Below are 10,624 nucleotides of genomic sequence, written 5' to 3'. Positions count from 1 at the left end.
TCACCCGTTCGCCACTAATCCACTTATTTTCATTCCGAAGAAATCAAATGAGTTTCATCGTTCGACTTGCATGTGTTATGCACGCCGCCAGCGTTTATCCTGAGCCAGGATCAAACTCTCATGAAAAAATATTTTTACTACTTTTTTGTAGTTTTTATTTCTTATGAAAGTCATTTTAATCATGACTCTTTCATTTACACTGATTTTCATCAATGCGTGATTTTTGTTTTTGAAATCAACTTGGTTTAAATTGTTTAATTTATGGTTGATTATATTTTTTTATAATCATTGATATTATGTTTTGGGATATCTTTTTGATATCCGGTTCCTTGCGGTTCTTTGGGAACCGACTTTTATAGTCTACTACTATTTTGTTTGCTTGTCAAATCTTTTTTGTGTTTTTTTACAAAAGTTTTACTTAGCTTACAAATTTTTGTAGTGACTTATTTAATGATACGCTTTATTTTCTATTATGTCAAATGTTTTTTATGCTCTTTCTAATATAAATTGAGCTGTTTTTATACCATCAATTGCTGATGATACTATTCCTCCAGAGTAGCCACTTCCCTCACCGATTACATATAAGTTATTTATTCCCAAGGATTTGTTGTTTTCGTCTCTAAGCATTCTTATTGGGGATGATGATCTGGTTTCTGCTGCTGATAAAATTGCATCATCATCGTTAAATCCTTTGATTTTTTCTCCCATTGATTCTATTGCTTCTATTATCATTTCTTCAATTTCTCTCGGATATATTCCTCTTAAATTTGCTAATGTATATGGACTTTGTACTGATGGCTTAATTTGACCTAGTTTTTCTGTTGAGGTATCTTTCTTGTAATCAGCAAATCTTTGGACTGGGACTTTTCCATTTCCTAATTTGTAGGTCCTCTTTTCTATTTCTCTTTGAAATTTCATTCCGTCTAAGACCTTAGAACCATAGGTTTTTCCATCTATTGTAACAATTATTGCGGAGTTTGAATTTTCGCCATCCCTATCGTGGTAGCTCATGCCATTTACACAAAGCTTTTCTTCTTCGCTGCTTGCGTTTACTACATATCCACCTGGACACATACAAAATGTATAGGCTGATAAGTTTTTTTCTTTATTATTGTAGCTTAAGTTGTAGGAAGCTTGTGGGAGTAATTTCCCTTGATTATCGGTTTCTTTTCCATTATATTGGGCCATGTTTATCGTTTGTCTTTTGTGTTCAATTCTTAGTCCAACGGCAAAGTTTTTATTTTCCATTTGGATTTTTTGACTAAGCATTTCAAATGTATCTCTAGCTGAATTTCCTAGAGCAAGAACATAAGCTCCGCTTTGTTTACCTTTCCCATTAATAATAATATTTTCTACTTCATTTGATTTTATCTTTATGTCATCAAGTCTATTGGAAAAGTAAAATTCACCACCATTTTTTATTATTTCTTTTCTCATATTTATTATTACATCTCTTAGCAGATCAGTTCCTATATGAGCCTTATTGTCGATTAATATTTCATCTGGTGCGCCATTTTTGTGGAAAGTTTCTAGGACATATCTAACTCTTGGATCTTTGGATCTTGCTGTAAGTTTGCCATCTGAATAGGTCCCAGCTCCTCCTTCTCCAAATTGAATGTTACTTTCTGTGTTTAATTTTCCACCATTTTTGAAATTTTCGATAGTTTTTATCCTATCTTTTATTTCCTCTCCTCTTTCGTAAAGTTTGACTTTTACCTTGTTTTGCGCTAAAACATAAGCACAAAATAGTCCAGCAGGTCCAGTGCCAACGATACTTACTTCTTTTGGAGGATTTTTAATCTTTATTTCTAAATCCTTGACCTCGTATATTTCAGCATTTTTTATTTTCTTTACTTCTTTTTCTGAAAGCTTTAAATCAACCAAAACCTGGAAATTATATTTGATACCTTTTCTTGAATCGATGGATTTTCTATAAATTTCATAGGAAAAATCATCTCGTTTTATAAGTTTTTCTATTTTTTTCTTCAGTTTTTTGGGATCATCACTTTCTTGTATTATGTTTCTTATTATTATCATAATTCCTCATTAAAAAAGACCTCGCAAGGTCTTTAAATTTTAAATTGTTCTTTTATTATTGATAAATTTTCTCTTATTTCATCACTTAGATCATCAAAGCTAAGAAGCTCTTCTATGTCTTTTTGAGCTTGTTTAAGATTTCCTGATACCAAATTTATTTGTATTTTGTTATAGCTAAGCCTTGGATCAGACGGGTATAATTTTAAGCCTTTATCTATTACTTCTAGGGCTTGATGAAGTTCTTCGTTTAGATACAAAGAAATTGCATAATCATTATAAAGTTCTCTAAAATTTGCCCCTAGATCTATTGCATTTTCAAAAGCCATTATAGAGTTTTCATATTGACCAAGGTTTTGGTAGGAAACTCCCAGATAATAGTAGGCATCTGCTCTTTTTTCATTTGATAAAAGATGAGTAAGAGTTGTAATTGCATCATCATATCTGCTTTTGCCTATTAAATACAAGGCTTCTTCTATTTGAGCATTATCTTCAATTTCGCTTATTTTTTCTCTTATTTCGTCAATCGCTTCTATGGAGTCAGTTTTTTGCAAAGCTTTGTTATAATAACTTTTAGCTTTAATGTATCTTCCTAGATTTGCATAAATATTTCCTAATTCATAATAGGCTGGAGCAAAATTTTCATTTCTTTTTACAATATCTTCAAGAATTTTTATCGACTGTTTTATAAATTCGTCTTTGCAATCTTCACTTATTTCAAATGCTAGCGGCCAAAGATTTCTAGCATAAAGATAAGAATTATATGAATCTATAGGATTTAATAAAAATCCACCTCTTAAAAGAAGTATTGCTTTTGTCCTATCTTTTGCTTGTAGAGCTTGATTAGTAGTATAATTGGCTAAATCTTCGATATAATTGTCTAAAATCAACTTGTATTTGTCATTGTAGATAAAATCAGGATCTATGGCTAAATTTATGATCATTCCATCAAAAAAATTTTGCGCTTTAATCTCTTCTTCCATAGCTCCCGATAAAATACCTTCTTTTACTTCGTCGATATAAACAGGCAATGAAACGCCTTTTAACATTTGGAAATTTGACGAATCTTTAAGTTCTAAATAAGCCAAATTTTTGGAAAATTTTTTAAAATAATTATCTAAAGTCATCTTATGATCTCATAAACTTTCTTTGACGATATGGGTGATCGTTTAGATATTTAAACATATGACCTCTAACAACATAGAAAAACAACTGAATAATTGCAAACAATAAGATATATGCTGCTTTTTCCAAACCAAAAGCTAGTTGAAAAGTAAAATTATAGGAGAAATAAACTTCTATAATAATAAATATTAGCGAAAATAAACCATAAGGAATTATATTATCACATACAAACTTAGCTGATGATCTTATTGCATCAAATCCTGCTCTACTATTGATATAAACTTCTTCTAGCATAGCTGAAAATAAAATTTCAAAACCAACTAGCAATAACATATATAGGCTAAAGGAAAATCCACTTTGGAAAGTTCCAATTAGCATTTGCAAAAGATAGGTATAAAAAACCGTTCTTAAAATTGGATTTAAGAAATTGTTTAAGGAACTTCCAATAGATTTTTTTCCGGAATTTCCATAGACAACTATGGATCTAAGTGCTTGAGCTACAAAGCAAAGCATGGCTGCGTCTATAAAATAATTTAAAAGACCGCCAGCCATTGATCTAGAAAACATACCTGTGAATCGATAATTTTGATAAAAGGCCCTAATCAAAATAACAATAAATGCTATATAAACTTTATTTAACTTAGCAAAGCTTTCTTTTAAAGCTTTGCCAGTTACTTCAAAAAAGTCCTTAAATCTATCATTCATTACATTTTCTCAACAGTCTTTATTCCAAGTAGAGCCAATCCTTCTTTTATAACTATGGCTGCTGCATAGGTTAATGCTAATCTTTCATTTTGCAATTGTTCATCTTCAACATTTATTTGATAAGCATTGTAAAATTTGTTGAAGTTTTTGGCAATATCCATGATTGCTCTTGAAACCATTGATGGTTCATATTTATCGTGAGCTTTTATCAAAGCATCTTCAAAAGATCCGATTGATTTTATTAAAGCCATTTCTTCTTGCGAGTTTAATTTAGAGAAATTCATTTTCCCAAATTCTTCTTTGCCTGATTTTTTCAAAACAGATTTTGCACGAGCATATGTGTATTGTACATAAGGTCCTGTTTCACCGTTGAAATTTAGTAGGTTATCCCAGTTAAATACATAATCTTTAATTCTATTGTTATATAATTCTTGGAATTTCACAGCACCAATTCCAACTATTTGAGCTGTTTTATCTATATCGTCAATATCTGCATTACGTTCAATCATGATATCTTTGGTCTTTTCAATTGCTTTGTTTAAAACATCTTCTAGGAAGATAACATGGCCTCTACGTGTTGAAAGTGTTCTATCTTTCATTGAAACCAAGCCAAATGGTATATGGATACAATTTTCCCAGTATTCATGACCCATTTTCTTTAGAATTTTTCTAAGTTGTTGGAAGTGTAGATTTTGTTGACTTGCAACTACATATAAATTCTTATAGAAACCATATTCTATGTCACGATTTTCTGCTGTTGCTATATCTCTTGTAATATAAGCGCTTGAACCATTAGATTTTAGTATTATTGCTGGTGGAAGTTCTTCATCAGAAAGATCCATTATTTGAGCTCCTTCGCTATCAATCAATAAATTCTTATCTTTAAGTTCTTTAATTACTCTTGGTTCTGCCTTTGCGTTGTAGCTTTCACCGTGATAATTGTCAAATTTTATATCAAGTATTTCATATACTCTATCAAATTCTTTTAAGGATAAGTCTTTAAACCATTGCCAAAGTTCTACCGCTTCTTCTTGACCTTCTTCAAGATTTCTAAATTCAGCACGAGCGGCATCCATCATAGAAGGATCATCTTCAGCTTCAGTATTGTATCTTACATATAATTTTAATAATTCATTTATTGGATCAGCATCAATTGCCTTTTTGTCTCCCCATAGTTTATAAGCTGCAATCATTACACCAAATTGTGTTCCATAGTCTCCTATATAGTTAATGCCAATTGTGTTGTAACCAAGGGCTTTATAAATATTTCTAATAGCATCTCCAATTACAGTTGATCTTATATGACCAATGTGAAATGGCTTTGCAATGTTTGGTGCAGAGAAATCTATTGTAACATTTTTGCCTGTTCCAATTTGTTTTTTACCATAATTTTCTTTTTCTTCTAAAACTTCATTTAGTATTTGGTTTTGGATAAAACTTTTGTCAGCAAAAAAGTTTATATAAGCATTTAAAACTTCGATTTTTTCGATAGTTTCAATTTCACCAATTTCTTCTTTTAGTTCACTTGCTATTTGTGCTGGATTTTTTCTTTTAATTTTTGCAAGTGAAAAGCATGGGAAAGAATAATCTCCCATGTCATCTTGAGGCGGAATTTCAATTAAATTATAAATTTCATCATAAGATAAGCCAATATTTAAGCTCTCTAATTTTTTTGCAATTAATTCTTTTTGATCTTTCATAAATTTATCTCCTTTTATTTAAGACTAACTATGGTAACGCCAAAGCCACCTTCTTTATCATTTCCCGTTCTGTATGATTTTATAGACCTACTATTTTTTAGATAATCGGTTACTCCACTTCTAAGGGCACCTGTGCCCATGCCGTGGATGATTTTCACTTCATCTAGGCCAGTTAACATAGCATCGTCAAGATATTTATCTACATTTATTAAAGCTTCTTCAAGTCTTTGTCCCCTTAAATCTAGCGTAGGAGAAAAGTTTGCTACTTTCTTTGCATTATACACTTTTTTGACATTTTTTCTAGTTGGATCGGGCCTTGAAATTCTTGTTAAATTTTTAATGTTTGCATCCATTTTTAGTATGCCCATTTGAACTTTTATATTTCCCTTATTGTCTGGTAAACTTATGACTTCTGCTTTTTCATCAAGGCCAGCTATTATTACTATATCTCCTATCTTTAGCTCATCTGGAGCTTTATTAGATTTTTTCATTTTTAAAGACTTATCTTTTCTTTCTATGATATTATCTTTATATCTATTTCTAATATTATTTAAAGTTCTGTCTATATCTGAAGTGTTTGCATTTTTGGATTTTTTGGCTTCTTTTAGCATTTCTTGAGATTCTTTATTTGCTTTTTCTAAAATCTCATTTGCCCTATCTTCTGCTTTTCTGATTATTTCTTCTTTTTGTTTTTCAATTTCTTCTGATTTTTCTTTTAGTTTTAGCCTTGTTTGTTGAATTTGTTCTTTGTAAATGTCAATCTCTCTATTTTTTTCTTCTAGAGAGCTTTTGTCTTTTTCGATTCTTTCAAGCATTTTGTTGACATTTTTTGTATCTTCCGTAAGAAGACTTTGTGCGTTTTTTAAGATTTTTTCATCTAAGCCAAGTCTTTTTGAAATTTCAAAGGCATTTGACTTTCCAGGAGTTCCTATCACTAGTTTAAAAGTTGGGGAAAGAGTATTTACATCAAATTCTACTGATGCGTTCATAACTCCTTTAGTTTCCACAGCGTAATATTTTAGCTCGCTATAATGGGTTGTTGCAAAAGTCATAATTTCATCTTCTCTTAATCTTTCCAAAATAGAAATGGCTAGAGCTGCTCCTTCTGTAGGATCAGTTCCAGATCCGATTTCATCAAGGAGGACTAATGAATTTTTACTAACTTTTTTTAGGATATGAACAATATTTGTAAGAGATGCCGAAAAAGTTGAAAGACTCATTTCTATTGATTGAGTATCTCCTATATCCACAAATATATCGTCAAAAATATTTACCAAAGATTCTTCTTCTGCAGGAATAAAAAAACCCGATTGTGCCATAAGAGTAATTAGTCCAACTGTTTTTAGGGAAACTGTTTTGCCCCCAGTATTAGGTCCTGTAATAATTAAAGTGTGATAGTCTCCTCCAATTGCCACATCAATCGGTACAACTTTTCCCTTTAGTAAAGGGTGGCGAGCTCCTTTTAGATTGATGATTTTTTTATCATTTATATTAGGTCTTGTATGTTCATTTTGCAAGGCGTATTTTACTTTAGCGGATAGGAAATCAATTCTTGATAGGATTTTTTGATTTTCCAAAATTTCTAGGTCAAAACCTTCTACAAATCTTGAAAGTCTATCTAAAATTCTCCTAATTTCATCTTCTTCTTTTAATTCTAAATCTCTAAGATTATTATTAAGTTCAACTATTGCCTGAGGTTCTACAAATAAGGTGTTTCCGCTTGATGATTTGTCGTGAATAATTCCACCGATTATGGATTTCTTGTTGGTTTTTACTGGAACAACATATCTGCCATCTCTCATTGATACAACTTTATCTTGTAAAACATCATCATATCTTTGGTTAGTGATATAAGAATTAAGCTTTGCCTTTATTTCAGCTTCTTTTTTATCTTTTTGGCGTCTAATGTTTTTTAAATCCACTGAAGCGTTGTCGGCAATCTCATCTTCGCTTAAAATAGACCTTTCTATTTCATTTCTGATAAAATCATTAGTTGAAATTCTGTAAAAAAGATCTTTTATATATGGCTCTTCAATATTTTTTCCATATTCTTTTAGATACTCGCAAGCTCTTAATAAATCGCCTACCCTTAGTAATTCATAAGTTTCTAAGATTCCTTTTTTCCTTACATAAGTTATAAGATCCGTAAAATCATAAAGACCAAATATATCGATATTGCCAAATCTACTAATAACTTTTAACATTTGGCTAGTATATTCTAATTCATTGTAAATTTCTCTAAAATCCGTCATTGGTTTTAGCTTTAATATTTTTTCTTTTACTATTTGTGAACGAGCTTCGTTGGATAGACTTTGTAAAATTTTAGAATATTCAAGCACTTCTAAAGTTCTATCATCCATTAAATAACTCCTTTCTCATAAGAGTTTTTTATCCTTGTATTTTCTATATTTAAAATATCCTCATCACTGATAACAGAATATAAAAATGACACTTCTTTAGCAAATTTATCCCTCTTGTAATTTTGAATTTCCTTTGGATAAATTTTGGAATAATTACCATAGCGTATGACTTTTAGATAATGATCATCGAAAGATTTCATGTAAGCATTGTTAAATTTGCAGCTTTCACAGCCCTTTAGTCGGCATTTTTTTATAAGAGAAAATGGACAATGTCTCATAGTCATAAGCTCAATTCTCCCATAAACAAGAGCTTCGACTGGAAAATTTTTGCTATTTTTATTGATATTTGTAAGATCATTTTCAACACTTGAACAAATTCTTTGGGCAAATTTCCCATAAAAATCAAAGCTATAAGAATTAAAAACGTTTAAGTATCTTCCAATTCTAATTTCTATATTATTTTCTCTAAAGTCTTTTATGAAATTTAGATCTCTATAATTGTTGAAAATTACACCTTTTATCTTATTTTCTCTGATGTGCTCAATAAGTTTATCAATTTCATAATCTTCATGTGAATCCAAAATTAAATATATGTTATTCCCCTGGTATTTTTTATCGTAGGTTCTTAGATATATATTATCGAAATCTTTTAACAATTCTGGAGAAATATCGTTGGTTAGTAATTCAATATTTCTCTCTCTTTTACCAGTATTTACTTTTTTTATATCTGGCAAGGAAATTTTTACAGCATTTCTTTTATAATCTTTTAAAATCTCATTTTCTAAGAGTTTTATGGCGGATCTGCGACATTGGTTGATTTCTTTTTTTCTTATAAAAATATTTTCATCAATGTCTATTGCAATCTTTGTTGGACTAAATATTTCATCGGTAAATTTCTCTAGGTTTTCTTTTATATCTTCCTTATTTACGGCGATTTTTTCTGCTTTTTCAACTTTGATATCGCCTTTGTAACTTACGCTTATATCCTTATAAGTTAAAGTAATTTGTGGATATTCTCCAATATTTGCTTTAAAATAAAGGCTTACTGGCAAATTTCTATAAGAATTTAAGTCATCCTTTAAAGTATTTGACAATTTTTTCGAGTTTAATAGTAAGACATTTGATCCAACTAGGGCATCCTTATATTTTTCAAGGAAAATTTTTTCATTTTTCTCATAAGTTTTTGTGGTTGTAAAGGGTAGTTTTTTTCCTTTATCGGTTGTGATTTCTAAGATATCTTCTTTTTCTAGGGAAGAATTACTGATAAAATATTTTTCCCCTTTATCGCTTTGAACTTTGCCAATTATTCTATGCTTATTACTATCTTTCAAGCTTATATAATCATTTTTTTGGTCAAAAATAAAACCTTGTGTAAATTGTCTGTTTGAAGAATCAGATAATTCATCTTCATCATAAAAATCTTCATCTATTTTTGATCTATAATTTTTTACCACACTATGGACATATTCAGGTGTTTTCATTCTGCCTTCAATTTTTATAGAATCTACTTCTAATTCTATAAGCTCATCTAACTTATCGATAGTGTTTAGATCTTTCATATTCAAATAGTAATCATAAGGAAATTTTTTCCCGTCTGAAATCAGCTGGTATTTTTGCCTACATGGACCAGCGCATCTTCCCCTATTAGCAGAACGTCCTCCAAAGTATGAACTCATTAGGCATTCTCCTGAATATGCAACGCACAAAGAACCATGAACAAAAACTTCAATTTCTATGGGAAGACTTTTAATTTTCTTAATTTCTTCTATGGGACATTCACGAGCAATTACAATTCTGTCAAAGCCAATAGAAGAAAGATATTTTGCGCCATAATAATCTCTGACAGCCATCTGTGTTGAAGCGTGTAATTTTAGATTTGGAAATTTGTCTTTTATTATAGAAAAAAGTCCAATATCTTGAATTATAAGTCCATCCACACCATATTTATAAAGTTTTTCAATATTAGAAATGACTTTTCTCATTTCCATATCTTTTATCAAAGTGTTAATGGTAATATAAATTTTTTTACCAAAAAGATGGATGTAATCAATTATTTCTTCTATATTTTCTATGGTAAAATTTTCTGCATAAGCTCTAGCAGAAAAATCATCAAGTCCAAGATAAAAACTATCGGCATTAGCGGCAATCGCCCCATAAAGCATGGACAAATTGCCAACTGGTGCCAAAATTTCAGGTTTTTTCATTAAAGAGATTCCTTGAATTTTTCGTTTTCGGCTTTTAAGCTTATCAATTCATTCTGGAGTCGTTTTATTTCAGATCTTAATTTATCGAGATTTTTGTCTGCTTGATCAAAAGAATTAATTTCTCTTTTTAGGTTGTCAACCTTGTCTTTAAGTTCTAAATTTTCTTTATTAAGGTCGTTAATTTTTATGAGCAAATCATTATTTTTATCTATAACGTTTTTGTAGTCGTCTTTTAGCTTTGGATAATTTTCTCTAGCTTCTTTAGTTTCTTCTTCAAAGTTTTTTTGATCCTCATGAAGTTTGTAAAGATCATTTGCTATATTTAAAGATGCTAAGACCAATTCTCTTTCGTGGCTTAAACGATCAGATTTGACTTCTTCTATCTTTTTTTCTACAAATTTTGCTATCTTTTTAATTTGCTCTTCATTTTCCTCTGTTAATAGGGTGTAGCTTATACCATCTATTTTTACTATAATTTTATTTACGGACATTTTTG

General features: G+C 30.1%; 7 protein-coding genes and 1 rRNA gene. All 8 read right to left on the bottom strand.

Going from position 1 to position 10,624, the window contains the following annotated elements:
- Positions 1–126 (bottom strand): 16S ribosomal RNA (locus CS884_RS10475); the annotation flags it as partial.
- A 360-nt stretch (positions 127–486) separates the two neighbouring features.
- Positions 487–2,037 (bottom strand): NAD(P)/FAD-dependent oxidoreductase, encoded by a 1,551-nt coding sequence (locus CS884_RS10470; protein WP_099321753.1) that lies wholly within the window; start codon positions 2,035–2,037, stop codon positions 487–489.
- 32 nt (positions 2,038–2,069) lie between these two features.
- A complete protein-coding gene (locus CS884_RS10465) occupies positions 2,070–3,161 on the bottom strand; it encodes a tetratricopeptide repeat protein (RefSeq protein ID WP_099321752.1) in 1,092 nt (363 codons plus the stop codon).
- Position 3,162: 1 nt separating this feature from the next.
- Positions 3,163–3,864, bottom strand: coding sequence for a hypothetical protein (locus CS884_RS10460; protein WP_099321751.1), 702 nt, complete (start codon positions 3,862–3,864; stop codon positions 3,163–3,165).
- The gene (argS, locus tag CS884_RS10455) at positions 3,864–5,564 is read right to left on the bottom strand and encodes an arginine--tRNA ligase (protein WP_099321750.1); all 1,701 of its coding nucleotides are present in this window, start codon (positions 5,562–5,564) and stop codon (positions 3,864–3,866) included. Before argS ends, CS884_RS10460 begins: the two co-directional genes overlap by 1 nt.
- A gap of 14 nt (positions 5,565–5,578) precedes the next feature.
- Positions 5,579–7,924, bottom strand: a complete 2,346-nt coding sequence (locus tag CS884_RS10450; protein WP_099321749.1) for an endonuclease MutS2 — start codon at positions 7,922–7,924, stop codon at positions 5,579–5,581.
- Entirely contained in the window at positions 7,924–10,128 is a 2,205-nt protein-coding gene (locus tag CS884_RS10445; RefSeq protein WP_099321748.1) for a U32 family peptidase, read from the bottom strand. Before CS884_RS10445 ends, CS884_RS10450 begins: the two co-directional genes overlap by 1 nt.
- Positions 10,128–10,619 (bottom strand): cell division protein ZapA, encoded by a 492-nt coding sequence (zapA, locus tag CS884_RS10440; RefSeq protein WP_099321747.1) that lies wholly within the window; start codon positions 10,617–10,619, stop codon positions 10,128–10,130. Before zapA ends, CS884_RS10445 begins: the two co-directional genes overlap by 1 nt.
- Between the last annotated feature and the right edge of the window lie 5 nt (positions 10,620–10,624).

Origin of the sequence: Anaerococcus sp. Marseille-P3625 (genome assembly GCF_900232825.1) — a bacterium.
Classification (GTDB): Bacteria; Bacillota; Clostridia; order Tissierellales; family Peptoniphilaceae; genus Anaerococcus.
This window is presented reverse-complemented; position numbering and strand designations above follow the sequence as displayed.